The organism is Citrobacter sp. wls718, from assembly GCF_005280945.1.
Classification (GTDB): domain Bacteria; phylum Pseudomonadota; class Gammaproteobacteria; order Enterobacterales; family Enterobacteriaceae; genus Citrobacter; species Citrobacter gillenii.
The window spans coordinates 1-23,746 of the sequence record NZ_SZWV01000020.1 but is presented as its reverse complement, the minus strand read 5'-3'; the positions used below and the strand labels follow the sequence as shown (position 1 = coordinate 23,746).

Below are 23,746 nucleotides of genomic sequence, written 5' to 3'. Positions count from 1 at the left end.
TTTATACGACTCAAATTAGTCCGCCAGAAATAGCGGGCCCATCGGCGGTTTTGGCAGGTCAAACCGGTCGGGGTAATCTACCGCCACCAGATACAAACCTTCCGCTTTCGCCGTTGCCGCTGCCAGCGTTCTGTCCTTCGCCGCTAACAGTTCTGCTATCCAGCTCTCCGGCTGGTTGTGGGCACCTACTTCCATCAGGCTGCCAACAATATTCCTGACCATATGATGTACAAAGGCATTCGCTTTAATATCTACCACCACATAAGGACCATGACGCGTCACGTTAATGTGCATCACGTTACGCCACGGTGTGCGCGACTGGCACTGCACTGCCCGAAACGAGGTGAAATCATTCTCCCCAATCAGGCATTGGGCCGCGCGATGCATACGTTCAGCATCCAACGGCTCATAGTAATGCGTCACGCCTTTACCCAGAACTGCTGGGCGCAACCGATGATTGTAGATGATATAACGGTAGCGGCGCGCCGTGGCGCTAAACCGCGCATGAAAATCATCCGGTACAGCTTTCACCCAACGCACGGCAATGTCACCAGGTAAATTCGCATTTACCCCCAGCGTCCATGCCGCATCTTTACGTTGCGCGGTGGTCTCAAAGTGCACCACCTGGCCCGTACCATGAACGCCAGCATCGGTACGCCCGGCACAAAATACCGTGATGCGTTCATTGGCGACCTGCGAAAGTGCTTTTTCCAGCTTTTCCTGAACGCTGCGAACTTCGTTCTGGCGCTGCCAGCCATAATATTTGCTGCCATCATACTCAATACCCAGCGCAATTTTATGGACGGGCAGCTGTTGCAGGTCAGACATTAGTACATATACTCCTGCACCAGTTTTTCAGCGATTTTCACCGCCATCAACGCGCCGCCAAAGCGTACGTTGTCTGCTACAGACCAAAACTGTACCTGTTCTGGCATACCGTAATCATTGTGCACGCAGCCTACCGAAAGATGTGGGCTACCCGACGCATCGCTGACCTGGGTTGGGAAATCGGTCGCTTCCGACAGCACAATGTCCTCACCGCGCTCAAACGCATCGCGCGCTTCTTCTGCTGCCAGCGGACGTAATGCTTCAAAGCTCACCATTTGCGCATGACCGTAGAACACCGGCGACTGTACGATGCTGGCGGAGATCATCAGCCCCTCGTCCTGCATGATTTTACGCACTTCATCAACGATACGACGCTCTTCACGCACACTGCCTTCGCGGTCTGGCAGCAACGGCAGCATGTTGAACGCCAGTTGACGGCCAAAGAAATCGTCGTCATCAATCGGAATACCGTTGAGCAGTTTCGCACTTTGCCCGGCCAGCGCATCTACCGCTTTTTTGCCATGAGCGGAAGCTGAGATAATATTGGTCACCGTAATACGCGAAAGGCCACCGTCGTCAATCAACGGTTTCAATGCAGACAACAGTTGGCTGGTCAGGCTGCCAGGGACCGCAATCACGTTGCGGTTGCGGTAATCTGCCAGTACGAACGGGTTCACGTCCGGTACCACCAGCGGGACGTCCGGCTCAAGCGCAAACAAACCGCTGCTGTCAATCACCAGGCAACCCGCATTGGTGGCTTCTTCTACCCATGCTGCGGTGGCTTCCACGCCCGCAACAAAAAAGGCCAGTTGCGCTTGAGTCCAGTCAAAGTCAGCGACGTCCTGGACAATGATTGATTTACCGTTAAAACGCAGGTGCTCACCCGCGCTTTCATTACGAGCCAGCGCATAGATCTCACCGACCGGGAACTGGCGTTCCGCCAGCGTGTCGAGCAGGGCTTCGCCTACGGCGCCCGTTGCGCCCAGAATGGCAATATTCCAGCCTTCAGACATGGTGATTTACTCCAGAAATACGTAAGCGTCCCTGTCGTATTATTCGACAGGGAGCATTAAGAAGACATTAATGTGCCGGGTGATGAACGGCGTTAAAACCCAGCTTACACAACAAGGTAGCGGCAGCGGCGTCGTCACACATGACGTACAAAGACGACCATTCACGGCGCTCAAGGTAATTTTTACGCAGTTTATCAAACTCACCCGGAATTCCAGCGACTTTACGCAGGGGCGCATCGTCGCGGCGCACATCATACACTAAATGCACCAGCCTTTTCAGCGTTGGCTGATCCAACGGGCCATGCAACGTGATGCGTCCAAATTCCGGGGCAGGTAACAGGGTGCTCAGTGCAACGTGCTGTTCGCGGCCAATAAACTTGCTATAGGCCTCAAAGACCTGCGTGGTTCCCCGAGCCTTCCCTTCAAGGGTGTATCCTGCAATATGCGCCGTACCGATATCCGCTTTCTCGAGCAACGCGACATTCAGGTCCGGCTCGCCCTCCCAGACATCCAACACCACGCTCAGATGTTGCCCGGCATTAAGGCGGGACAGCAACGCGGTATTGTCGATGACCGGCCCACGGCAGGCGTTAATCAGGATGGTGCCCGGCTTCAGTCGGCCAATTAGTGCTTCATCAGCCAAATGCAGAGTCTTGTACGGACCGTCTTTAAACAGCGGCGTATGGAAAGTCAGTACATCGGCGTGCTCAACCAGTTCGTTCAGCGAGCGGAAATCGCCCTCGTCTCCCCGGTCAGCACGCGGCGGATCGCAAAGTAACGTGCGGATCCCTAATGCTTCCAGTCGCGCCTGCAAACGCGCGCCCACATTGCCGACACCAACAATACCCACGGTGCGATCGGCTAACGCAAAACCATCGCGCTCCGCCAGCATCAGCAGTGCTGAAAAGACATACTCGACAACCGCAATCGCATTGCAACCGGGCGCGGCGGAGAAGCCAATATCTGACTGTGCAAGCCAGGCTTCATCCACATGGTCAGTGCCCGCAGTTGCCGTCCCGACAAACTTAACCGGTTTTCCGCCAAGCAGTGCTTCATTGACCTTCGTCACCGAGCGCACCATTAAGGCGTCCGCATCATCCAGTTCTGCGACAGGAATCGGACGACCGGGAACCGCTTTTACCTCCCCCAAACGACTGAACAGTTCGCGGGCATAGGGCATATTTTCATCAACGAGGATTTTCACGTCTTTCGCACCTGTTTGAGAACGAGAGTTAACCGGGCAAGTGTGCCATAATCTCGCCGCCAGGCATACTGCGAGACCTGGCTAGCACAGTTTTAAGGAACAGAGATGATGCAGCCCATTTCAGGTACGCCCGCGCGCCCTCCCGGTGAAGGCCAAAACGCCCCTTCCGTTGCGGGCGAACAACCGTTATCCACGCAACAACGTACCGTGCTGGAACGACTGATTACCCGTCTGATTTCACTTACCCAACAGCAGAGCGCTGAGGTGTGGGCCGGAATGAAGCACGATCTGGGCGTCAAAAGTGATACGCCGTTACAGTCACGTCACTTTCCTGCTGCAGAACAAAACCTGACCCAACGACTTGGGGTTGCTCAACAAAAGCATGTCAATCGTCAGGTGCTGGCGCAGCTTACGGAACTGCTGAGTCAGGGGAATAATCGTCAGGCAGTGAGCGATTTTATCCGTCAACAGTACGGACAAACGGCACTCAGTCAACTCACGCCCGATCAGTTGAAAAATGTGCTGACGCTATTGCAGCAGGGGCAGCTTTCTATTCCGCAGCCGCAGCAACGCCCGGCAACCGCTCGCCCTCTGCTACCCGCCGAGCACAACACGCTGAATCAACTGGTTACAAAAGTAGCGGCCGCTACAGGAGAATCCGGCAAGCTAATCTGGCAGTCGATGCTGGAACTGTCTGGGGTAAAAAGCGGTGAGCTGATCCCGGCAAAACAGTTTACGCACCTGGTCACCTGGCTACAGGCGCGCCAGACGCTGAGCCTGCAAAATGCCCCGACGTTGCAAACGTTGCAGGCGGTGCTCAAGCAGCCGTTAGAGCCAAATGAACTTGTGGCCATCAAGGACTACGCGCAGCAAACATATCAGATCCAACCGCAAACGATTCTGACCACCGTGCAGATACAGGATTTGCTCAATCAAATCTTCCTGCGCCGCGTTGAGCGTGACCGGGAGCAGGAATTAAGCGATCCGCGCCACCTCCAGCCGATTTACAGCCCGTTCACGCCAGTGATTGAAACCGTTAAATCACTGTCGGCGCGACCGGGACTGCTATTTGCGGCGCTACTGGTTGTGTTAGCTATATTCTGGCTCGTCGTTTAGCTTTTGCGCAACGTCAGCAGCGTCACAACAATCCCCACCACCGCGGAAATCGCCCCGGCAAGGAATACCGAGGAATAGCCGTACGCGGTGGCCAGAACACCCGCGACAGGACCGCTTACGCCGTAGGAGATATCCTGAAATGCGGCGTAACCACCGAGTGCAGTACCGCGTACCTGTGCAGGAACGCGCTTCACCACCTCCACGCCCAGCGCCGGGAAGATCAGCGAGCATCCGGCCCCGGTTAATGCTGCACCCAGCAGCGCAATCCAGGCCGTTGGCGCCTGCCAGAGCAGCAGCAGCCCCACGGTTTCAACCAACAAAGAAACCACCGCCACCTTCACGCCGCCAAACCGATCCGGCATCCAGCCAAATAGAATGCGCATGAGCACAAACGCACCGCCGAACGCGGTCAGGGTAAAACCTGCCATCGTCCAGCCCTTGCTGACAAAATAGAGCGAAATAAACGTGCCGATCACCGCAAACCCCACGCCCTGCAGCGCTAACCCCAGCCCCGGTTTCCAGATAAGCCCAACCACGCTCCATAGCGAAGGACGTTCCCCCGCATGGGCGGGCACTTTACGCACGGTGCCGTTGAATGCCCATGCCAGCAGCGGCAATGCCATGGTGGTCGCCGCCAGCGCTGCAAAGCCAAAATGGCTGTGGATCAGCAGACCCAACGGCGCACCGGCCGCCAGGGCGCCGTAAATCGCCATTCCATTCCACGACATCACCTTGCCGGAACGCGTTGGCCCAACCAGCCCCAATCCCCAGGTCAAGGTGCCGGTCAACAACTGACTTTCGCCAAAGCCGAGGATCAGACGTCCGACAATCAACAACGCAAACTTTACTGGAACGGAAACGGGTAAAAGTGCCGCTAATAGCCACGCGACTCCCGCCAGTGCACAGGCCAACATCCCCTGCAGCGCCGAACGTTTGGCACCGTATTGATCGGCTAAGCGCCCGGCGTAGCCACGTGTTAAGACCGTTGCCAGAAACTGGATGCCCACGGCAATGCCGACCATGGTGTTGCCATAGCCTAGCTCCTGGTGCACAAACAGTGGGATGACGGGTAAAGGTAGCCCGACCGTCATATAGGTCAGGAAAACGGCAAAAGCGATACGAAACAGCGACACATTCGCCGACGGTGTTTTTTCTTGTTGGGTTACTGCTGTCATGCGTTACTCCAGAATGCAGAGTAAGGCGAGGAATGCCCACGCCCCCTCTACCTGACGATCAGGATTAAGGTGCGTTGGATAACGTTAAACGCTTACGCATTATCATGAGGATAATGTTGAACCTGGAGTCTGCCTGTAAACCAGATTAATTGTCAACGATATAAAAAAGGGGAGCCAGGCGGCTCCCCTTACTGTATAGCATGGACCGGATAACAAATCCGGCCTGTTCTGATCTCTTACGCTTTCAGCTTACGCATAACCAGCGTGGCATTCGTGCCGCCAAAGCCGAAGCTGTTGGACATGACGGTCGTCAGCGCTTTTTCAGTCGGTTCGGTCACGATGTTCAGACCCGCCGCCTGCTCGTCCATCTCTTCGATGTTGATGCTTGGTGCGATAAAGCCGTGTTCCAGCATCAGCAGGGAGTAGATAGCTTCCTGCACGCCAGCCGCGCCCAGAGAGTGACCAGTCATCGCTTTGGTTGCGGAGATCGCCGGGCTGTTGTCGCCGAAGACTTCACGGATAGCGCCCAGTTCTTTCACGTCGCCTACCGGAGTAGAGGTACCGTGGGAGTTCAGGTAGTCGATTGGCGTATCTACGCCGTTCATCGCCATCTGCATGCAACGCACTGCGCCTTCACCTGATGGAGCCACCATGTCTGCGCCATCGGACGTTGCGCCGTAGCCAACGATTTCAGCATAGATATGCGCGCCACGTGCCAGAGCGTGTTCCAGCTCTTCAACCACAACCATACCGCCGCCGCCTGCGATAACGAAACCGTCACGGTTCGCATCATAAGTACGGGATGCTTTTTCCGGGCAGTCGTTATATTTGGTAGACAGTGCGCCCATGGCGTCGAACTCACAGGCCATTTCCCAGCACAGCTCTTCGCCGCCGCCAGCAAAAACGATATCCTGTTTGCCCAACTGAATCTGCTCAACCGCATTACCGATACAGTGCGAAGATGTCGCACAGGCGGAGCTGATGGAGTAGTTCACACCGTGGATTTTAAACGGGGTTGCGAGGCAGGCAGACACACCTGAGCCCATCGCTTTTGTGACCACATACGGGCCAACCGCTTTCAGGCCACGCGGGCTACGCATTGCGTCAGCGCCGAACACCTGAAAACGTGGGGAGCCGCCGCCGGAACCTGCAATCAGGCCAACGCGCGGGTTATTCTGGTAAACTTCTGCAGAGAGGCCGGCGTCAGCCACTGCCTGCTCCATAGAAAGGAATGCATAGATGGATGCGTCGCTCATAAAGCGCACAACTTTACGGTCAATGAGTCCAGTGGTATCCAGTTTTACGTTGCCCCAAACGTGGCTACGCATGCCGGAGTCCTTCAGCTCCTGAGAGAAAGTGATCCCTGAACGTCCTTCACGCAGAGATGCCAGGACTTCCTGCTGGTTATTACCGATGCTGGAAACGATGCCCAAGCCAGTAATCACTGCACGTTTCATTCAATACCTCTGTAAGTCGCACTATTTTAAAGTTTCGAGTGGCACAATAGCGTACACTTGTACGCCGAACAAGTCCGATCAGCCATTTTATGTGGAAATTTGCGCACTCAGGCACTCATCGTTAAGATCGAGACACAGCAAGCCAGACGAGTAACTTACGTGAAACAATACGCGATACAACCTGCCAACCTCGAATTCAACGCTGAGGGTACACCTGTTTCCCGAGATTTTGACGATGTCTATTTTTCTAACGATAACGGGCTGGAAGAGACGCGTTATGTCTTTCTCGGCGGCAATCATCTCGCGGACCGATTCCCCACCCATTCACGCCAGTTATTCATAGTGGCGGAAAGTGGTTTTGGCACTGGGCTAAACTTCCTCACCCTCTGGCAGGCATTTACGACTTTTCGCACTGCGCACCCTGACGCTACCCTGGAAAGATTACATTTCATCAGTTTTGAAAAATATCCGCTGACGCGTGACGACCTGAAGTTGGCCCATCAGCATTGGCCGGAACTGGCTCCGTGGGCTGAGCCATTACAGGCTCAGTGGCCGCTGCCGTTAGCAGGTTGTCATCGACTGCTGTTGGATGAAGGTAGGGTTACGCTGGATTTGTGGTTCGGCGATATTAACGACCTCACCAGTAAGTTGGATGAATCCCTGAACCAGCAGGTCGACGCCTGGTTCCTCGACGGTTTCGCACCGGCAAAAAATCCCGATATGTGGACACCGACGCTGTTTAACGCCATGGCCCGGCTGGCCCGTCCGGGCGGCACGCTGGCAACCTTCACCTCCGCAGGTTTTGTGCGTCGGGGCTTGCAGGACGCCGGTTTTACAATGCAGAAATGCAAAGGCTTTGGGCGCAAGCGTGAAATGCTGTGCGGCGTGATGGAACAACACCTCACGTTCCCGTCACCCGCACCGTGGTTCTCACGCGCCAGCACGGAAAAACGGGAAGCGGCTATTATCGGGGGCGGTATTGCCAGCGCACTGCTGTCGCTGGCTCTCTTACGTCGTGGCTGGCAGGTAACGCTGTATTGCGCTGACGATAAGCCTGCGCAGGGCGCATCCGGTAATCGTCAGGGCGCACTTTACCCTTTACTCAGTAAACATGACGCCGCCATTAATCTCTTTTTCCCCACCGCATTTACCTTTGCCCGACGTCTGTATGACGCCCTGCCGGTGGATTTTGCCCACGACTGGTGCGGTGTAACGCAACTTGGTTGGGATGAAAAAAGCCAACAGAAAATCACCCAGATGCTGTCGCTTGCCTTACCCGACGACCTCGCGCTGGCCGTTGATGCTGAGCAGGTTCTGCAAACAACCGGCGTCGCAACCAACTGCGGCGGGATTCAGTATCCTGGCGGAGGATGGCTGTGTCCGGCGCAGCTCACCGCCGCCGTACTGGATTACGCCACGACGCTGGGATTACGCACCCATTACCAACATACACTGGCATCACTTGTACAGCAGGAAAACAGCTGGCAGCTTCAGTTTGCGACTGGCGAAACCGTCGAACACGAGGTAGTGGTGCTGGCGAATGGTCATCGCATAAATCGCTTTGATCAGACCCAACCGTTACCGGTTTATTCTGTCGGCGGTCAGGTGAGCCATATCCCCACCACGCCTGCACTATCGGCCCTACATCAGGTGTTGTGTTACGACGGCTACCTCACGCCGCAAAATCCGGCCAATCAGCATCATTGCATCGGTGCGAGCTATCGTCGTGGTGAGGAAGAGACAACGTATCGCGAGGAGGATCAGCAGCAAAACCGCCAGCGTTTACTCGACTGCTTCCCGCATGCCGCATGGGTAAAAGAGGTGGATGTCAGTGGGCAATCGGCACGCTGTGGCGTTCGCTGCGCCACCCGCGATCACTTACCGATGGTCGGCAATGTGCCGGACTATGAGGCAACGCTCAGCCAGTACGCCAATCTGTCAGAACACAAAGAGACCGCCGCGCGCGCACCGGTTTACCGTGACGTCTTTTTGCTGGGCGCGCTGGGCTCGCGCGGACTGTGTTCCGCCCCGCTGTGTGCAGAGATCCTGGCCGCGCAAATGAGTCATGAACCCATCCCAATGGATGCAGAAACCCTTGCCGCGTTAAATCCGAACCGTTTATGGGTGAGAAAATTAGTGAAGGGAAAAGCGGTAAAATCCTGAGGTCATCATTGCGGGCCGCATGAGTCGTTAACGGCATCCGGCCCGCAAGGCAATTATTGTTGTGTCGCCTTCTGGAACAACGTGTCCCACATCTCTTTTACTAACGACTGGTCACGCGGCGAAAGTTCGCCCGCGCTGATGGCTTTTTCCAGGCTGCTGGTAACATTGGCGTACAGTGCCTCAGCGGAATGGTCGTCGCCGCCGTCCAGTTCTGCCACAGCCAGCGTCAAGTGTCCACGCAAGTACCCACTGGCAAACAGCTCATCATCGCTGGCATGTTCTACCATATCGTCGATTAGTACCAGAATGCGTGATTCAAACTCCGCGATCATCTTATTTCCTCATTGTAAACGTGGCAGCCGCTTCAGTTGAGCGCTTCGGGCCACGGGAATTGTTCCGCCTTAAGTTCAGGCGTGTGATAATAATTCTGTAACGCACGAATAAAACGCGCCGGACGTTCAGGAATGCCGTTTTCCAGATACGCCATCACCTGAGCATGAACACGGCGCTGGAACACCACGCGATCCGGTTCAAAGTCCCCTTCCAGGTTGTCGCAGCTAACGTTAAACGGATAGCCCGCCGCCATGCAGAACAGCCAGTCAAATGCCTGGGGCTTCACTTCCACGTCTTCAAACTGACATTGTGTTTTAGCGTCACGCCCGTCCGGGCAGTACCAGTAACCAAAATCGACCAGTTCACGGCGCGCTTTACCGGCAATGCACCAGTGTGAAATTTCATGTAGTGCACTGGCGTAGTAGCCATGGGCAAAAACGATCCGGTGATACGGCAATTCTGTATCTGCAGGAAGGTAGATCGGTTCGTCATCGCCTTTAATCAGACGGGTATTAAATTCATCGGCAAAGCAGCCGTTAAAAATATCAATTAACTGTTCATAGTGATGGGTCGTATTCATTAGTTCATCCCCAGCCAGTGGAGAATCTCCTGTCCATGATTATCATAAAGTAGCTTGGCGCTCATCACTGCGGAGACAATGACGATCATTGGCCGAATCAGTTTTTGTCCTTTGCTGAGGACCAGTCGTGACCCCATTCGTGCGCCAATAAATTGGCCGATGAGCATCACAAAACCGGTGGCCCAAATCACTTTGCCCCCCAGCGCGAACAGCAGCAGCCCGCCGATATTCGAGGTGGCATTCAAGACTTTGGCGTGCGCCGTGGATTTCGCCAGGTTGTAACCGCACAGCATGACAAAGGCCAGCGCGTAAAACGATCCGGCTGCCGGGCCAAAAAAGCCATCGTAAAAACCGACGCAGCCCCCGGCGACCAGCGCAAAAGGCAGGCCGTACAGCCGACGCTGTCGGTCTTCTTCACCCAGCTTAGGCATTAACAGAAAGTAGAGACCGATACAGATAACCAGAATCGGCAGGATCTGGCGCAAAATGTCCGACTGCACATGCTGGACCAGCAGCGCGCCGCTCATTGAGCCGATGAAGGTCATGGCGATATTAAGCTTCTGGTCAGCCAGGTTCACCACGCCACGGCGGATAAAATAGAGCGAAGCGGAGATGGACCCTCCGCAGGCTTGCAGTTTATTCGTTGCCAGCGCCTGAGCTGGCGGCATGCCTGCGGCCATCAGCGCAGGAATGGTGAGTAAACCGCCGCCACCCGCCAGGGAATCAATAAATCCCGCCAGAATGGCCACAAAAAAAAGAACGCCCAACAGCAGCGGAGACACCATAAACAGATCGGCAAAATTATCCATTAAAGTACATGCTCATCCAGTAGCGCCTGGCAGGAAGGCGGCAACGGAGGCGGTGTCTTCTTCTCAGGCTTAGTGGTTCCCGGTTTAGGAGGTTCGAACCAGCTTTGCAGCTCCGCGCCACAGCCATCACCCGGTGGAGGTAACGGCTGATCTTCGCACTCAAGACTGTCGGCAGGACAACGTAACCGGACATGCATATGTGCACGGTGTTGGAACCATGGCCGCACTTTACGTAACCAGTCCCTGTCGCTCCCTGCATCCAGACAAAGTTGCTGTTTAATTGCCGGATTCACGAAAATACGCGTTACATCATTATCTTTTGCCGCCAGCCTGATCAGACTGAAAATCTCCGGCTTCCACAGTGACGGTACGACACGTTTGCCATCCTGAGCGACCAGATCCAGCGCCTGTGGTCGCAGCAGTTGCGACTGCGTCCAGCGCGTCTTTGGCAGTTGCAGGAAAATATCGACATCCAGCCCCGTCTGGTGGCTGGCGTGTCCGCCGTTGAAACGTCCACCGGCCGGCATACCCATATCGCCGATTAACACCGTCCCCAGTCCCAGATTATTGGCCTGGGTACTCAGACGCTGGATGAACGTCACCAAGTCAGGATGACCAAAATAGCGACGTTGATCGGTGCGCATCACCTGATAGTGTTCGGACTGTACGGGCAGCGTATCTGCCCCCACAATGCAGCCATTGGAAAACGCGCCGATAGACTGCGCGCTACCTGCCACCGGGTGGGTAATTTTCTGCCAGGGCGTCGCCGCCAGGCAGGCCGAACTGGCAAACAGTGCCAGCGCCGCAAGTGCCGTTTTTTTCATTTCTTACCAGCGTGGAATGTCAGTCTTTACATCCGCATTCTGCGCCCGCTGACGCAGCAGGTGATCCATCAGCACAATCGCCAGCATGGCTTCTGCGATCGGCACCGCGCGGATCCCAACGCACGGATCGTGACGTCCTTTGGTTATCATCTCGACTTCTTCGCCAAAGCGGTTAATAGTGCGCCCGGGAACGGTAATACTGGAAGTCGGTTTCAGCGCCATATGTGCAACAATTTGTTGCCCGCTGCTGATGCCCCCCAGAATGCCGCCAGCATGGTTACTCTGGAAACCCTCTTTGGTGATTTCATCACGGTTCTGACTACCGCGCAACGCAACAACGTCGAAGCCGTCGCCAATCTCCACGCCTTTCACCGCATTAATGCTCATCAACGCATGGGCGATGTCAGCATCCAGACGGTCAAAAACAGGTTCGCCGAGACCGGCCGGTACACCGCTTGCAACCACGGTCACTTTTGCACCGATGGAGTCACCCTCTTTCTTGAGTGCGCGCATCAGTTCATCCAGCGCGGTGATTTTGTCCGGATCCGGGCAAAAGAACGGGTTTTGTTCGACCTGAGACCAGTCTTTAATTTCCAGCGGAATATTGCCCATTTGGGTCAGGCATCCGCGGATTTCTACGCCGAATTTTTCCGCCAGGTATTTTTTGGCAATCGCCCCGGCCGCCACGCGCATTGCCGTTTCGCGCGCGGACGAACGCCCGCCGCCACGGTAGTCACGCACGCCGTATTTCTGCTCGTAGGTGTAGTCGGCATGGCCTGGACGAAAAACATCCTTAATGGCGCCGTAATCCTGCGAACGCTGATCGGTATTTTCAATCAACAGGCCAATACTGGTGCCGGTGGTGACGCCGTCAAACACGCCGGAAAGGATTTTCACCTGATCCGGCTCGCGACGCTGCGTGGTGTAACGCGAGGTTCCCGGACGACGTCTGTCGAGATCGTGCTGCAGATCAGCTTCTGTCAGCGGAATACCCGGCGGAACACCATCAACGATACAGCCGAGCGCCAGCCCGTGTGATTCACCGAAGGTCGTTACGCGAAAGAGTTGTCCAATTGTGTTTCCTGCCATCACCGCTCCGTTATCGTTGTTGTGTGTGCGCGTGTCGTTAATCTTTATAGATGCTGAAATGTTCGCGAGCGGCGATCAGCTGCGCTTTGGTCAGCATGAATACGCCATCACCGCCGTTGTCGAATTCCAGCCACGTAAACGGCACGTCCGGATATTGTTCCATCAGATGTACCATGCTGTTACCGACTTCACAAATCAGAATACCGTTGTCTGACAGGTAGTCCGGCGCATTGCCAAGAATGCGACGGGTCAGCTTCAGCCCATCACTTCCGGACGCCAGGCCCAGCTCAGGTTCGTGGCGATACTCATTCGGCAGATCGGACATATCTTCCGCATCCACATACGGCGGGTTGGTCACAATAAGGTCATACTGTACTTTCAGCAGGTCACGGAACAGATCGGAGCGGATCGGCGTCACGTGATTGATCAGACCATGCTCTTCAATATTGTGCTCGGTCACCGCCAGGGCGTCAGTGGAAATATCCACCGCGTCCACTTCGGCTTCCGGGAAGGCATACGCGCAGGCAATAGCAATACAGCCGCTGCCGGTACACATATCGAGAATGTGCTGCGGCTGCTCGCTGATAAGACCGGCAAAGCGATTATTGATCAGCTCGGCAATCGGTGAGCGCGGCACCAGCACGCGTTCATCAACATAGAATTCGTGACCGCAGAACCAGGCTTTGTTGGTCAGGTAGGCAACCGGGATACGCTCGTTAACGCGGCGAATTACGCGCTCAACAATACGGTGGCGTTCGCTGGAGGTCAGGCGCGCAGTGCGCATATCTTCAGGAATATCCAGCGGCAGGTAGAGTGACGGCAGCACCAGTTGTACCGCCTCATCCCATGGGTTATCCGTCCCGTGACCATACCAGATATTCGCCGCGCTAAAACGGCTGACCGCCCAACGCAACATGTCCTGAATGGTATGCAGTTCACTCACTGCTTCATCAACGAAAATTTTATCCACGTATTCCTCCAGGGCATGCTCGTATTAAATTCGGCGGCTAGTTTGCCACGAAGACGGCGATAAATCAGCATTCACGCCGAGCCTGAGCGCGAAAATTGCGTTTTAAGCGATCGGATGCCCATCGAGTCGGGTTAAACTAACGGAAAATAAAAGATGAGACGCTCAAATGAAAAAGAAAACATCGCTCAGCGAGGAGGATCAGACGCTGTTTCGCCAGTTGATGACCGGCACTCGTCAAATTAAGCAGGACACGATTGTCCATCGACCGCCGCGTAAAAAAATCACCGAGGTGCCGGTTAAAAGGCTGTTGCAGGAACAGGCTGATGCCAGCCACTATTTCTCTGATGAGTTTCAGCCGCTGTTGAATACAGAGGGTCCGGTCAGATATCTGCGGGCCGACGTCAGCCACTTTGAACTGAAGAAAATGCGCCGTGGTGACTACTCCCCGGAACTGTTTCTTGATTTACACGGGCTGACGCAACAGCAGGCTAAACAGGAACTCGGGGCGCTGATTGCCGCCTGTCGTCGTGAACACGTCTTCTGCGCCTGCGTCATGCACGGCCACGGAAAGCACGTTCTGAAACAGCAAACGCCGCTTTGGCTGGCGCAACATCCGCACGTGATGGCTTTTCATCAGGCGCCTAAAGAGTACGGCGGCGACGCCGCGCTGCTGGTACTGATTGAAGTGGAAGAGTGGTTACCGCCCGAACTTCCCTGAGAACGGAAAACAGAAAGAGCCGCAGTTGCGGCTCTTTTTATTGCAGGCTCATGTCAAAGACGTTTTACCGGATGGCTGCGCTCGCGCTTGATCCGGCCAACGAAACGACTATATCGCTTTCGCCATCTTCAGATTACACGGGCTCATCTGCCAGTTGAAAACGCCCTTTCCGCTCTCATCAAGCGTGACGCTGGCAATCGCAGATGTGGTAAACATCGGCGGCGTTTCACCCGGACACAGCTCGGACACCAGATATCCCACCAAAGGCAGGTGAGAAATGACCAGCGCCGTAGCGACACCTTCATTGGCCAGTGCCTGTAAATAGGCGCTGACCAGACCGACATCGCCGCAGGGAGTCAGCTCCGGCAAAACATCCACACCGGTTGGCAGGTTCATACATTCCCCGACCACATCCAGCGTTTGTTCGGCTCGCAGGAACGGGCTCACCAGAACACGTTCGATATCCACTTTTTGACCTTTCAGCCAGTTCGCCATCAGGCGAGATTCGTCACAACCGCAGGAGGTTAAGGGACGAACCGAATCACTGGCGGCATCGAGGGCCGCGTCGCCGTGACGCATGATAAAAACTTGCATATTGCACCGCTTTTGTTAACCAGAAACACCAACACCTTTAGCCAACGCCCCTATTGGCGAGGGTAAATGTGTGGTGGCCGGCATTGTGCCTTATCCATTCACCGAATGAAACGCTGTTTTTTACCTTAATGGCGTAAGTATAGTCAATCTCTGTTTACATTTTGAGCTTAACTCGTACATTCGGTGCGGATTCATCTTACCTTTGACCCCATGAATTCAGGTCAGTTTCCCCGTGCTTCCAGAAACTCTCTCCGCGTTCCGCCATCTGCAGTAACGGTTCACACGGCGTAAACCGGGAACCATACTGTGTAGTCAGTCGTTGCAGAACCGCAACCACTTCACCCGCCCCGAGGGAGTCCATATACCGGAACGGGCCGCCGAGGAATGGCGGAAAACCAATACCAAACACAGCGCCGATGTCACCATCGCGTGCGCTGCGGATAATCTTCTCATCGAAACAGCGTGCCGCTTCGTTGAGCATTAACATGACACACCGCTCTGCAATCTGCGGGCCACTGAGTTTGCTCTGCCCATGGACGCCAATAAGCGTATAAATTGCAGGGTCGACCTGTTTTTTGCTTTTACGCCCTTTCGCACCATAAAGATAGAAACCCCGACCATTTTTTCTACCTTTGCGATCATCATTCAAAATTGAAGCAACAACATTTGCAGGTGCGCTAAAACGTTCACCGTAAGCGGCTTCCAGTACAGGTATAATTTTAGTGCCTGTATCAATTCCGACCTCATCCAAAAGTTGGATTGGCCCTACCGGAAAACCAAACTTTACCAGCGCAGCATCAATCTGCTCAACGCGCTCGCCCTCGGTCAATAAGCGGATAGCTTCGTTGATGTACGGAGCAAGAATGCGATTTACATAGAACCCGGCCTTATCCTGCACCACAATCGGCGTTTTCCCCTGTTTTTTCGCCAGTTTAACCGTGGTGGCAATAGTGCGTTCAGACGTAGTTGTATGAGGAATAACTTCCACTAGCGGCATTTTTTCTACCGGACTAAAGAAGTGCAAACCAATGACCTGCTCAGGTCGCGCCGCATTGGCCGCAATGTCGCCAATGGGTAGAGATGAGGTGTTGGAGGCAAAAATGGTATGAGGCGCACAATTGTGCTCAACATCTGCCACCATCTGTTGTTTCAACGCCAGATCTTCAAACACCGCCTCAATTACCAGATCTCGATTCGCAAAACCGCGAAAATCGGTGGTGCCTGAAATCAGCGCCAGCTGTTTGTCACGCTCGCCGGCTTTGAGATGGCGGCGGCGAACTTTTGTTTCAAGCTGATCCCAACTGTATTTCAGCGCGTGGTTGATTCCCTTAGCATTGATATCTTTGATACGCACCGGCAAGCCGCCTTTGCAGGCCGTCACGTAGGCAATCCCCCCGCCCATCAGCCCCCCGCCCAGAACCCCGACGCTGTTTAGCGGACCGGGTTGTACCTCGCTACCGGGATCTTTTTTCACGTCGGTGTTTGCAAAAAAGACGTTACGCAGAGCCTGAGACTGCGGCGTCATCGCCAGCTCACCAAACGCGCGGGCTTCGGCGTCATAGCCGCTGCTGCTGCCCTGCGCCAGACCAGTCTCGATCACCTCAAGAATACGATGGGTTGCGGGGTAATTTCCCTGCGTTTTCTGTGCGGTCTTTTTACCGACCATACGGAACAGCAGCGCCCGCCCCAGCGGTCCGGCCAGAATGCGTTCCCGTACCGGCAGGCTATGGTGTACCGAACTCTCCTTTTTAGCCAGTTCCACCGCCGCTTCCAGCAAAATGGTCTGCGGCACAACCTCGTCCACCAACCCCACTTTCAGCGCCTGTTTAGCGCGTAATTGTTTGCCGGTCAGGATCATGTCCAGCGCAGTGCTAACGCCAATCAGACGGGGCAACCGCTGGGTGCCGCCAGAGCCGGGTAACAGACCAAGCTGTACTTCCGGCAGACCAAGCACGGTTTTAACGTCATCAGTACAAATACGGCTATGACACGCCAGCGCCATCTCCAGACCGCCGCCCAGACAGGCACCGTGAATGGCAGCGATAACCGGGATCGGCAACGCATTAATTTCCGCCATCATCTGTTGCCCCTGACGAGCCAGGGCTTCGGCTTCCTGCGCACTGCGGCAGTTGCCGATCATATTGATATCCGCCCCAGCGATGAAATTATCCGGCTTCGCCGAAATAAACACCACGCCACGCAGATCTTTGTTATCGCGAATTTGTTTCAAAATAGCCCGCACCTGAGAAGCAAACTCCGCTTTCAGGGTATTCATTTTCTCTCCGGGCACATTAATGGAGACCACCGCCACGTTATCCAGACGCACGTGTAGCGTAAAAGCCGATGCCATTTCCATTATTCCGCCTCCAGAACCATTGCCGCACCCAGACCACCCGCCGCACACGCGGTGACCAAACCAAACCCACCACCACGACGCCGTAATTCATGCAGCGTTTGGGTGATCATGCGCGCGCCGGTCGCGGCGAAAGGGTGTCCGTAGGCAATCGAACCGCCCAGCACGTTAAATTTGCTGTCATCCACTTCGCCAGTGGCATGTGCCCTACCCAGAACGTCACGAGCAAAACGTTCGCTGCCAAGCAGTTGAATATTCGCCAGCGTCTGCGCGGCAAAGGCTTCATGCATATCAATCAGCGTGAGATCGGCCAGAGTCAGGCCCGCGCGCTCCAGAGCCAACGGCGTCGACCACGCCGGGCCCAGCAGCATATCCTGCCAGACGTCGATGGCAGTAAACGCAAAACTGCGTAGATAGCCCAGCGGCACCAGTCCCAGCTCTTTCGCCCGGGACTCCGTCATCAAAATCACCGCAGCGGCGCCGTCGGTCAACGGTGTACTGTTTGCCGCCGTGACGGTGCCGTGTTTACGGTCAAACGCCGGGCGCAGTTTGGCGTAATCCGCCAGCGTAGAGTTTCCGCGAATATTGTTATCTTCTGAGAAGGGATCTTTAAACGGCGGAGCATAGGTGGTCATCACCTCGTCTGCCAGTTTGCCTTCGGCCCAGGCCTGAGCGGCTCGCTGATGCGAACGGTACGCCAGCGCATCCTGCTGCTCACGCGTGATGCCGTAGGTTTTCGCCATTTGCTCTGCCGTATCCCCCATACGTAAGCCGGTGGAATACTCAGCAACTGCAGGTGGGACCGGCATCAGGTCGCGCAAACGCAGTCGGGAAAAAAGCTTCAGCCGCTGACCGGTGGTGCGGGCTTTATTGACGTCCACCAACACCCGCGCCAACTTTTTGCTGACGCCAATTGGCAGCACGGAAGAGGAGTCGGCCCCGCCAGCAATACCCGCACGGATGGTTCCTGCCATCAGGCTTTCCGCGACATTCGCCACCGCCTGAAAACTGGTGGCGCAGGCTCTGCTCACGCTGTAGGCATCGGTATGTACGTTCATCCCGGTGCCCAGCACAATTTCACGGGCGATATTGGGCGCTTCCGGCATTTGCACAACCTGGCCAAAAACCAGTTGTTCAATGGCATCGGCAGGAATTTCACTGCGCGCCAGCAACTCACCGACGACCATTTTTCCCAAATCAACGGCGGGAATGCCATGAAACGCGGTTGCCTGACGGGCAAAAGGCGTACGCAATCCGCTCACAATGGCGATGCGATCGCCCTGACGGGTAACCAGCGGTAAAGCCTGACTCATAACACTCCCCTGTTAAAAAATAAAATAAGTGGTCTGACCTGATCACAGTCTTAACCAATTTTTTACATTTAGCCAAGTGGAGAGAAATGAAAGTGGGAGCTATGGCACAGTGAATAATCACTGATTGTTACGAAAATGCCCTTGTCAGAAGGTGGCAAGGGCACTGAAAGAAGGGATTAACGCAGACCCAGCTGGAAGATCAGGGTTTCGGCTTCACAGGCGAAAACAAAATCGATATCCAGACGAACACCCTCAGCTTCTTCAGTAAAGGTCGGGGTGATTTGGCAAGGCTCAGATTCTACGCCACGCGCCTTCTCGGTGAGAGCAGCCAGCGTTTCTTCTGCCTGTGCGCGAGTCGCGAACACACGGCTGTATGACGCGGTGCAATCGGTGTTGTCCATGATGGTACCAACATCCATACAGCAGCAAACCGGGGTTTCATCAGCACTGCATTTACTCATTGTAGATTTCCTCTGTATTCGCACCAAGGGTGCCAGATAAACGTTGGGGATATTTTACGCTCCCATTATCCTCCTCTCCAGTCGTTAATTGTGCGAAATGCGATAAGCGACCGAAATCACACTTAAAAATGATCCAAAACAAAAATCGCCCGAACAGGTGAGTGCGCATCCCCGCAATTTTGCCAGCTGGATCGCGTTTTTAAGATCATATTTGAAAAAACTTATAAACATACTTGCAACATTCCATCTGGTCGGACCTATACTCTCGCCACTGGTCTGATTTCTATGTGGTACCTCAGACCCTACACTTCGCGCTCCTGTTACGGCATGTAACATTGTTTGTATAAAAATAAATCGATGAGGTTATGGTCATGAGCCAGAAAACCCTGTTTACAAAGTCTGCTCTCGCAGTCGCAGTGGCAATTATTTCCACACAGGCCTGGTCTGCAGGCTTTCAGTTAAACGAATTTTCTTCCTCTGGCCTTGGCCGGGCATATTCGGGTGAAGGCGCTATCGCAGACGACGCAGGTAACGCCAGCCGCAACCCGGCACTGATCATGATGTTCGATCGCCCTACTTTCTCAGCAGGTGCGGTGTATATCGATCCAGATGTTAATATCTCCGGTAAATCGCCATACACCGGGCGCAGCACCAATGCGGACAACATCGCCCCGACGGCATGGGTTCCGAATGCGCACTTCGTGATGCCTATTAACGAGCAGTTTGGCTGGGGCGCGTCTGTCACCTCTAACTATGGTCTGGCGACCGAATTTAACGACAGCTACATTGTCGGTGAATACGGCGGCAAGACCGACCTTAAAACGGTCAACCTTAACCTCAGCGGCGCCTATCGCCTGAATGATAGCTGGAGCTTCGGCCTTGGTTTTAACGCCGTTTATGCTGACGCCAAAATTGAACGTTATTCCGGTGAAATGACCGCAGCATTACCGAAGGTCAGCCCTAAAATTGCAAGCATGGAAGGTGATGAATGGGGTTACGGCTGGAACGCGGGTATTTTGTATGAGCTGGATAAAGATAACCGCTGGGGCTTAACCTATCGTTCAGAAGTTAAAATCGATTTCGACGGTGATTATAAGAGCGGCATCAGAAGCCAGGCCAACGGCTTACCGGGTGCTGGCGTGACGTTCCCATGGGGTACAACCAACACGACCGTTCCGGGCGCATTGACGCTTAACCTGCCGGAAATGTGGGAACTGTCTGGCTATAACCGCGTAGCACCGCAATGGGCCGTTCACTACAGCATCGCTTACACCAGCTGGAGTCAGTTCCAGGAGTTGAAAGCAACGGGCACCAACGGACAAACATTGTTCTATAAAGAAGAAGGCTTCCGGGACTCTTACCGCCTCGCGCTGGGTACGACCTACTACATGGATAAAAACTGGACGTTCCGTACTGGTATCGCCTACGACGATAGCCCGGTTCCTGCGGATAAACGCTCCATCTCCATTCCAGACCAGGACCGCCTGTGGCTGAGCGCGGGTACGACCTACGCGTTCAATGAAGATGCGTCTATCGACATCGGTGCTTCTTATATGCACGGGCAGAACGTGACCATCAAAGAAGGTCCATATACCTTCGAATCTGAAGGTAAAGCCTGGCTGTTCGGTACCAACTTTAACTACGCATTCTGATTTTCTTCAGGCGTAAAAAAGGTGAGCTTTTTAGCTCACCTTTTTATTTGTACCTCTTCCTTATTCGGAATCGATATCCTTTAAATCATCCTGAATAGCTTGCGCGTTCGGGTTTTCTTCTGGTTTGAGTTTCCCGCCGTTCGCGATGAAGTCATGACGCTGGAAGTAAGCTTCACGCACCATAATGTACGGATCGGAAGATTGACGCAGCAGACCGTCGGAGTCGAGCAGTTGCGCGCGGGTTTCAATCCCTTCAATGGTCCATTTACCGACCGACAACGGCCAGGTCAGCCACGACAGAACCGGATACAGCGTATCCACCATATCACCACCGTCATCACGTACCGTGAAGCTGCCGTAGAACGGAAGCTGCATATACGGACCGTAACCTACATCATAGTGACCTAACGTACTGCCGAAACGATGTGGTTCAACGCGCTGCAGTTTTGGATTCGCCATGCCCGCAACATCGATAAAGCCGCCCATACCTAGCAAGGTGTTCAGGAAGAAACGGGTGAAATGCACCATCCCCTGATAAGGATCGCCCTGAAGGAAATAGTTGACCATTACGGCCGGCTCTTCGAGGTTGCCCGTAAAGTTGCTCAAACCGTTTCTGGCCGGCTGCGGAACATAATCACGCCAGGCTACAGCCACCGGTCGAACAACATACGGATCCAGCACATTAAAGTTGAAGTTGTACATGGTGCGGTTGAACCCTTCAAACGGATCCGAGCGCCCCTGCTGTTCTGTACCGGAGCTCGCACACCCCACCAAAAGTGTGGTTCCCAGCGCAAGCGCCGACAGGCGAAGCTTCATAAATGTCTCCCTGTGTATTATGGCTATCGCTGATTGCCATCCATGACGGAACAATAAGGTATCCGCCGGTTTAGATGTGAGCGATTGTAACAGCACGTCAAACGATGTCTATATACCCTAACTTACTGATTTGATCATAGCCTGGTAAGGTAGACCTCGCGGTGTTTCTATTTTACCGAATCCGATAAATACAAACGTTACCATTTTTGCGATTTCAGAGTTTCTCCCGCCAGTTCCTGGATAAAAACCGCTACGCTTTAGCAATACGTGCTTATTCAGGACTCAAAAATGAATGACATCGAAAAAGAAAAAATTGATCAACACAGCGACGAACTCGAAGTAGAAAGTGAAGAGAAGTTGCAGGGTAAAAAGATAGAGGTCGACGAGGACCGACTTCCTTCCCGCGCCATGGCGATTCACGAACATATTCGCCAGGACGGGGAAAAAGAGATGGAACGCGATGCGATGGCGCTGCTGTGGTCAGCTATCGCCGCTGGGCTATCGATGGGAGCCTCTTTACTGGCAAAGGGTATTTTTCACGTACAGCTTGAGGGCGTTCCCGGCGGATTTTTACTGGAAAACCTCGGTTATACCTTCGGGTTTATCATCGTCATCATGGCCCGCCAACAGCTCTTTACCGAAAACACCGTAACCGCTGTCCTGCCGGTCATGCAAAATCCAACCCTCGGCAATTTTGGTTTACTGATGCGTCTGTGGAGCGTGGTCTTGCTGGGTAACATTATCGGCACCGGCATTGCGGCATGGGCGTTTGAATATATGCCAATTTTTGATGAAGAGACTCGCGACGCCTTTGTCAAAATTGGGATGGACGTTATGAAAAATAGCCCGACGGAGATGTTTTCCAACGCGATTATTTCCGGTTGGCTGATCGCCACTATGGTGTGGATGTTTCCCGCAGCGGGCGCGGCAAAAATTGTCGTCATTGTTCTGATGACCTGGCTTATTGCGTTGGGTGATACCACGCACATCGTCGTCGGCTCGGTTGAGATTCTCTACCTGGTCTTTAACGGCACGCTGCACTGGAGCGACTTCTTCTGGCCGTTCGCGCTTCCAACACTTGCCGGGAATATTTGCGGTGGGACATTTATCTTCGCGTTGATGAGCCATGCGCAAATTCGCAATGATATGAGCAATAAACGCAAAGAAGAGGCCCGATTAGAGGCGGAGCGGGAACAAAAAAAGCAGAAAAACCAGAAGAAACAATCCTGAATGGCGACTGTTTGAGCAGTCAGGCGGACACAGACTTACCGTTGCAGGTAAAAAACGCTATACTCGTGCCGCTTCGTCCCCTTAGTTAAATGGATATAACGAGCCCCTCCTAAGGGCTAGTTGCAGGTTCGATTCCTGCAGGGGACACCAGATATAACTCTCCTGATGTCTACCGAATTCAATAAAAACCTTTTATAATCAGCCATAACTCCTCTTCTCAGGCTATGCGACGTCAACTGAAGTCTACCCATATCTACGTGAATCAATAAACGTTTGGGGGCCTAAGTGGGGGCTTATCCTGTTCAACGGAAAATGAGGCCCCCAAATGCCACTGAATGCTCGTCAGGTCGAGACTGCAAAGCCCAGAGATAAAGCCTATAAACTCGCTGATGGCGGAGGGCTCTATCTCATGGTCAATACTAACGGTTCAAAGTACTGGCGAATGAAGTATCGATTTGCCGGTAAAGAGAAAAAACTCTCGTTCGGAACCTATCCTGACATCTCACTTGCGGAAGCCCGCACTAAGCGCGATGAAGCGAGAAAAACATTGGCAAATGATAAAGATCCCGGTGAAGTTAAAAAAGCCGAACTACTTGCCCAAAAACTATCGGTTACGAATACTTTTGAAGCGATAGCGGTTGAGTGGTACAACGCAAAAGTTTCTGGCTGGTCAAAAAACTACGCTGACTATGTTAACCGGGCCTTCAAAAACAATGTATTTCCCTTTGTTGGATCGCAGCCGGTTAATGAGATAAAGCCACTGGAGCTTCTGTCTGTATTGCAGCGTATGGAAAAGCGAGGTGCGCCGGAGCTTGCCAGTAAAGTGCGCCAACGTTGTAGCGAAGTGTTCCGTTACGCTATTGTTACTGGCCGAGCCGAGTACAACCCTGCGGCTGATCTTGGTAGTGCTTTACAGGGGTACGAGAAACAACATTATCCCTTTCTTACTGCTGCTGAGCTACCCGAGTTTTTACAAAAGCTTTCACAATACACCGGCAGTCTAGTAACGCTTCTGGCGACCCGACTTGATCTTGACCCTCCATCTCCG

General features: G+C 53.9%; 22 protein-coding genes and 1 tRNA gene. 7 read left to right on the top strand and 16 right to left on the bottom strand.

What is annotated here, in order from left to right:
* Positions 1 to 15: 15 nt before the first annotated feature.
* The 3 genes from truA to pdxB form a co-directional block, all read right to left on the bottom strand.
* Positions 16 to 828: a tRNA pseudouridine(38-40) synthase TruA gene (gene truA / locus FDW95_RS03640; RefSeq protein WP_096756340.1), complete on the bottom strand. Its 813-nt coding sequence runs from the start codon at positions 826 to 828 to the stop codon at positions 16 to 18.
* Positions 828 to 1,841, bottom strand: a complete 1,014-nt coding sequence (locus tag FDW95_RS03635) for an aspartate-semialdehyde dehydrogenase (protein WP_115257894.1) — start codon at positions 1,839 to 1,841, stop codon at positions 828 to 830. The genes truA and FDW95_RS03635 overlap by 1 nt, the downstream gene beginning before the upstream one ends.
* Before the next feature lie 67 nt (positions 1,842 to 1,908).
* Positions 1,909 to 3,045 carry a 4-phosphoerythronate dehydrogenase PdxB gene (gene pdxB / locus FDW95_RS03630; RefSeq protein WP_115257893.1) on the bottom strand — a complete coding sequence of 379 codons (1,137 nt, stop codon included), beginning with the start codon at positions 3,043 to 3,045 and terminating at the stop codon, positions 1,909 to 1,911.
* 108 nt (positions 3,046 to 3,153) lie between these two features.
* Between pdxB and flk the strand changes: the two genes are divergently transcribed.
* Entirely contained in the window at positions 3,154 to 4,161 is a 1,008-nt protein-coding gene (gene flk / locus FDW95_RS03625) for a flagella biosynthesis regulator Flk (RefSeq protein ID WP_115259915.1), read from the top strand.
* Here flk and FDW95_RS03620 read toward each other — a convergent pair.
* Both FDW95_RS03620 and fabB read right to left on the bottom strand, forming a co-directional pair.
* Positions 4,158 to 5,336: an MFS transporter gene (locus FDW95_RS03620; RefSeq protein ID WP_115257892.1), complete on the bottom strand. Its 1,179-nt coding sequence runs from the start codon at positions 5,334 to 5,336 to the stop codon at positions 4,158 to 4,160. The two genes, flk and FDW95_RS03620, sit on opposite strands and share 4 nt — an antisense overlap.
* 236 nt (positions 5,337 to 5,572) lie before the next feature.
* The gene (gene fabB, locus FDW95_RS03615; RefSeq protein WP_096756333.1) at positions 5,573 to 6,793 is read right to left on the bottom strand and encodes a beta-ketoacyl-ACP synthase I; all 1,221 of its coding nucleotides are present in this window, start codon (positions 6,791 to 6,793) and stop codon (positions 5,573 to 5,575) included.
* A 159-nt stretch (positions 6,794 to 6,952) separates the two neighbouring features.
* On the opposite strand from fabB, the gene mnmC reads away from it, so the two are divergent.
* Positions 6,953 to 8,956: a bifunctional tRNA (5-methylaminomethyl-2-thiouridine)(34)-methyltransferase MnmD/FAD-dependent 5-carboxymethylaminomethyl-2-thiouridine(34) oxidoreductase MnmC gene (mnmC, locus tag FDW95_RS03610; RefSeq protein WP_115257891.1), complete on the top strand. Its 2,004-nt coding sequence runs from the start codon at positions 6,953 to 6,955 to the stop codon at positions 8,954 to 8,956.
* A 53-nt stretch (positions 8,957 to 9,009) separates the two neighbouring features.
* On the opposite strand, the gene FDW95_RS03605 is transcribed toward mnmC, so the two are convergent.
* From FDW95_RS03605 to prmB, 6 genes are read right to left on the bottom strand one after another with little or no spacing between them, the layout of a single operon-like run.
* Positions 9,010 to 9,288: a YfcL family protein gene (locus FDW95_RS03605; RefSeq protein ID WP_115257890.1), complete on the bottom strand. Its 279-nt coding sequence runs from the start codon at positions 9,286 to 9,288 to the stop codon at positions 9,010 to 9,012.
* A 32-nt stretch (positions 9,289 to 9,320) separates the two neighbouring features.
* Complete coding sequence (locus FDW95_RS03600; protein WP_115257889.1) at positions 9,321 to 9,869, bottom strand: elongation factor P hydroxylase; 549 nt, start codon at positions 9,867 to 9,869, stop codon at positions 9,321 to 9,323.
* Positions 9,869 to 10,678 (bottom strand): sulfite exporter TauE/SafE family protein, encoded by an 810-nt coding sequence (locus tag FDW95_RS03595; protein ID WP_096756329.1) that lies wholly within the window; start codon positions 10,676 to 10,678, stop codon positions 9,869 to 9,871. The genes FDW95_RS03600 and FDW95_RS03595 overlap by 1 nt, the downstream gene beginning before the upstream one ends.
* A complete protein-coding gene (gene mepA, locus FDW95_RS03590) occupies positions 10,678 to 11,502 on the bottom strand; it encodes a penicillin-insensitive murein endopeptidase (protein ID WP_115257888.1) in 825 nt (274 codons plus the stop codon). The genes FDW95_RS03595 and mepA overlap by 1 nt, the downstream gene beginning before the upstream one ends.
* A gap of 3 nt (positions 11,503 to 11,505) precedes the next feature.
* A complete protein-coding gene (aroC, locus tag FDW95_RS03585; RefSeq protein WP_096756327.1) occupies positions 11,506 to 12,591 on the bottom strand; it encodes a chorismate synthase in 1,086 nt (361 codons plus the stop codon).
* Positions 12,592 to 12,628: 37 nt separating this feature from the next.
* Entirely contained in the window at positions 12,629 to 13,561 is a 933-nt protein-coding gene (gene prmB, locus FDW95_RS03580; protein WP_115257887.1) for a 50S ribosomal protein L3 N(5)-glutamine methyltransferase, read from the bottom strand.
* Between the two features lie 166 nt (positions 13,562 to 13,727).
* Between prmB and smrB the strand changes: the two genes are divergently transcribed.
* Positions 13,728 to 14,279 (top strand): endonuclease SmrB, encoded by a 552-nt coding sequence (gene smrB / locus FDW95_RS03575; protein WP_096756325.1) that lies wholly within the window; start codon positions 13,728 to 13,730, stop codon positions 14,277 to 14,279.
* Between the two features lie 108 nt (positions 14,280 to 14,387).
* Here the strand turns inward: smrB and sixA are convergent, their stop codons facing one another.
* The 4 genes from sixA to FDW95_RS03555 all read right to left on the bottom strand — a co-directional run bounded on the left by sixA (position 14,388) and on the right by FDW95_RS03555 (position 19,000).
* Complete coding sequence (sixA, locus tag FDW95_RS03570; protein WP_096756324.1) at positions 14,388 to 14,873, bottom strand: phosphohistidine phosphatase SixA; 486 nt, start codon at positions 14,871 to 14,873, stop codon at positions 14,388 to 14,390.
* Between the two features lie 196 nt (positions 14,874 to 15,069).
* Positions 15,070 to 17,229: a fatty acid oxidation complex subunit alpha FadJ gene (fadJ, locus tag FDW95_RS03565; RefSeq protein ID WP_115257886.1), complete on the bottom strand. Its 2,160-nt coding sequence runs from the start codon at positions 17,227 to 17,229 to the stop codon at positions 15,070 to 15,072.
* Complete coding sequence (fadI, locus tag FDW95_RS03560; RefSeq protein WP_115257885.1) at positions 17,229 to 18,539, bottom strand: acetyl-CoA C-acyltransferase FadI; 1,311 nt, start codon at positions 18,537 to 18,539, stop codon at positions 17,229 to 17,231. Before fadI ends, fadJ begins: the two co-directional genes overlap by 1 nt.
* A 176-nt stretch (positions 18,540 to 18,715) precedes the next feature.
* On the bottom strand, positions 18,716 to 19,000 hold the full coding sequence (locus tag FDW95_RS03555; RefSeq protein WP_115257884.1) for a YfcZ/YiiS family protein: 285 nt from the start codon (positions 18,998 to 19,000) through the stop codon (positions 18,716 to 18,718).
* A gap of 371 nt (positions 19,001 to 19,371) precedes the next feature.
* Here FDW95_RS03555 and fadL point away from each other — a divergent pair, with 371 nt between their 5' ends.
* On the top strand, positions 19,372 to 20,652 hold the full coding sequence (gene fadL, locus FDW95_RS03550; protein WP_115257883.1) for a long-chain fatty acid transporter FadL: 1,281 nt from the start codon (positions 19,372 to 19,374) through the stop codon (positions 20,650 to 20,652).
* Between the two features lie 60 nt (positions 20,653 to 20,712).
* On the opposite strand, the gene mlaA is transcribed toward fadL, so the two are convergent.
* On the bottom strand, positions 20,713 to 21,468 hold the full coding sequence (gene mlaA, locus FDW95_RS03545) for a phospholipid-binding lipoprotein MlaA (RefSeq protein WP_096756318.1): 756 nt from the start codon (positions 21,466 to 21,468) through the stop codon (positions 20,713 to 20,715).
* Between the two features lie 288 nt (positions 21,469 to 21,756).
* Here mlaA and FDW95_RS03540 point away from each other — a divergent pair, with 288 nt between their 5' ends.
* The 3 genes from FDW95_RS03540 to FDW95_RS03530 all read left to right on the top strand — a co-directional run.
* Entirely contained in the window at positions 21,757 to 22,698 is a 942-nt protein-coding gene (locus tag FDW95_RS03540; protein WP_115257882.1) for a formate/nitrite transporter family protein, read from the top strand.
* A 75-nt stretch (positions 22,699 to 22,773) separates the two neighbouring features.
* Positions 22,774 to 22,848 (top strand) — tRNA-Arg (locus FDW95_RS03535).
* 175 nt (positions 22,849 to 23,023) lie between these two features.
* The coding region (locus FDW95_RS03530) for an integrase arm-type DNA-binding domain-containing protein (protein ID WP_137363416.1) at positions 23,024 to 23,746 on the top strand (723 nt) is incomplete at its 3' end.

Excerpts from the sequence above, each read along its gene's own strand:
- truA (WP_096756340.1), bottom strand. The coding sequence starts at position 828 with ATGTCTGACCTGCAACAGCTGCCCGTCCATAAAATTGCGCTGGGTATT.
- FDW95_RS03635 (WP_115257894.1), bottom strand. The coding sequence starts at position 1,841 with ATGTCTGAAGGCTGGAATATTGCCATTCTGGGCGCAACGGGCGCCGTA.
- flk (WP_115259915.1), top strand. The coding sequence starts at position 3,154 with ATGCAGCCCATTTCAGGTACGCCCGCGCGCCCTCCCGGTGAAGGCCAA.
- FDW95_RS03620 (WP_115257892.1), bottom strand. The coding sequence starts at position 5,336 with ATGACAGCAGTAACCCAACAAGAAAAAACACCGTCGGCGAATGTGTCG.
- fabB (WP_096756333.1), bottom strand. The coding sequence starts at position 6,793 with ATGAAACGTGCAGTGATTACTGGCTTGGGCATCGTTTCCAGCATCGGT.
- FDW95_RS03605 (WP_115257890.1), bottom strand. The coding sequence starts at position 9,288 with ATGATCGCGGAGTTTGAATCACGCATTCTGGTACTAATCGACGATATG.
- FDW95_RS03600 (WP_115257889.1), bottom strand. The coding sequence starts at position 9,869 with ATGAATACGACCCATCACTATGAACAGTTAATTGATATTTTTAACGGC.
- FDW95_RS03595 (WP_096756329.1), bottom strand. The coding sequence starts at position 10,678 with ATGGATAATTTTGCCGATCTGTTTATGGTGTCTCCGCTGCTGTTGGGC.
- mepA (WP_115257888.1), bottom strand. The coding sequence starts at position 11,502 with ATGAAAAAAACGGCACTTGCGGCGCTGGCACTGTTTGCCAGTTCGGCC.
- aroC (WP_096756327.1), bottom strand. The coding sequence starts at position 12,591 with ATGGCAGGAAACACAATTGGACAACTCTTTCGCGTAACGACCTTCGGT.
- smrB (WP_096756325.1), top strand. The coding sequence starts at position 13,728 with ATGAAAAAGAAAACATCGCTCAGCGAGGAGGATCAGACGCTGTTTCGC.
- sixA (WP_096756324.1), bottom strand. The coding sequence starts at position 14,873 with ATGCAAGTTTTTATCATGCGTCACGGCGACGCGGCCCTCGATGCCGCC.
- fadJ (WP_115257886.1), bottom strand. The coding sequence starts at position 17,229 with ATGGAAATGGCATCGGCTTTTACGCTACACGTGCGTCTGGATAACGTG.
- fadI (WP_115257885.1), bottom strand. The coding sequence starts at position 18,539 with ATGAGTCAGGCTTTACCGCTGGTTACCCGTCAGGGCGATCGCATCGCC.
- FDW95_RS03555 (WP_115257884.1), bottom strand. The coding sequence starts at position 19,000 with ATGAGTAAATGCAGTGCTGATGAAACCCCGGTTTGCTGCTGTATGGAT.
- fadL (WP_115257883.1), top strand. The coding sequence starts at position 19,372 with ATGAGCCAGAAAACCCTGTTTACAAAGTCTGCTCTCGCAGTCGCAGTG.
- mlaA (WP_096756318.1), bottom strand. The coding sequence starts at position 21,468 with ATGAAGCTTCGCCTGTCGGCGCTTGCGCTGGGAACCACACTTTTGGTG.
- FDW95_RS03540 (WP_115257882.1), top strand. The coding sequence starts at position 21,757 with ATGAATGACATCGAAAAAGAAAAAATTGATCAACACAGCGACGAACTC.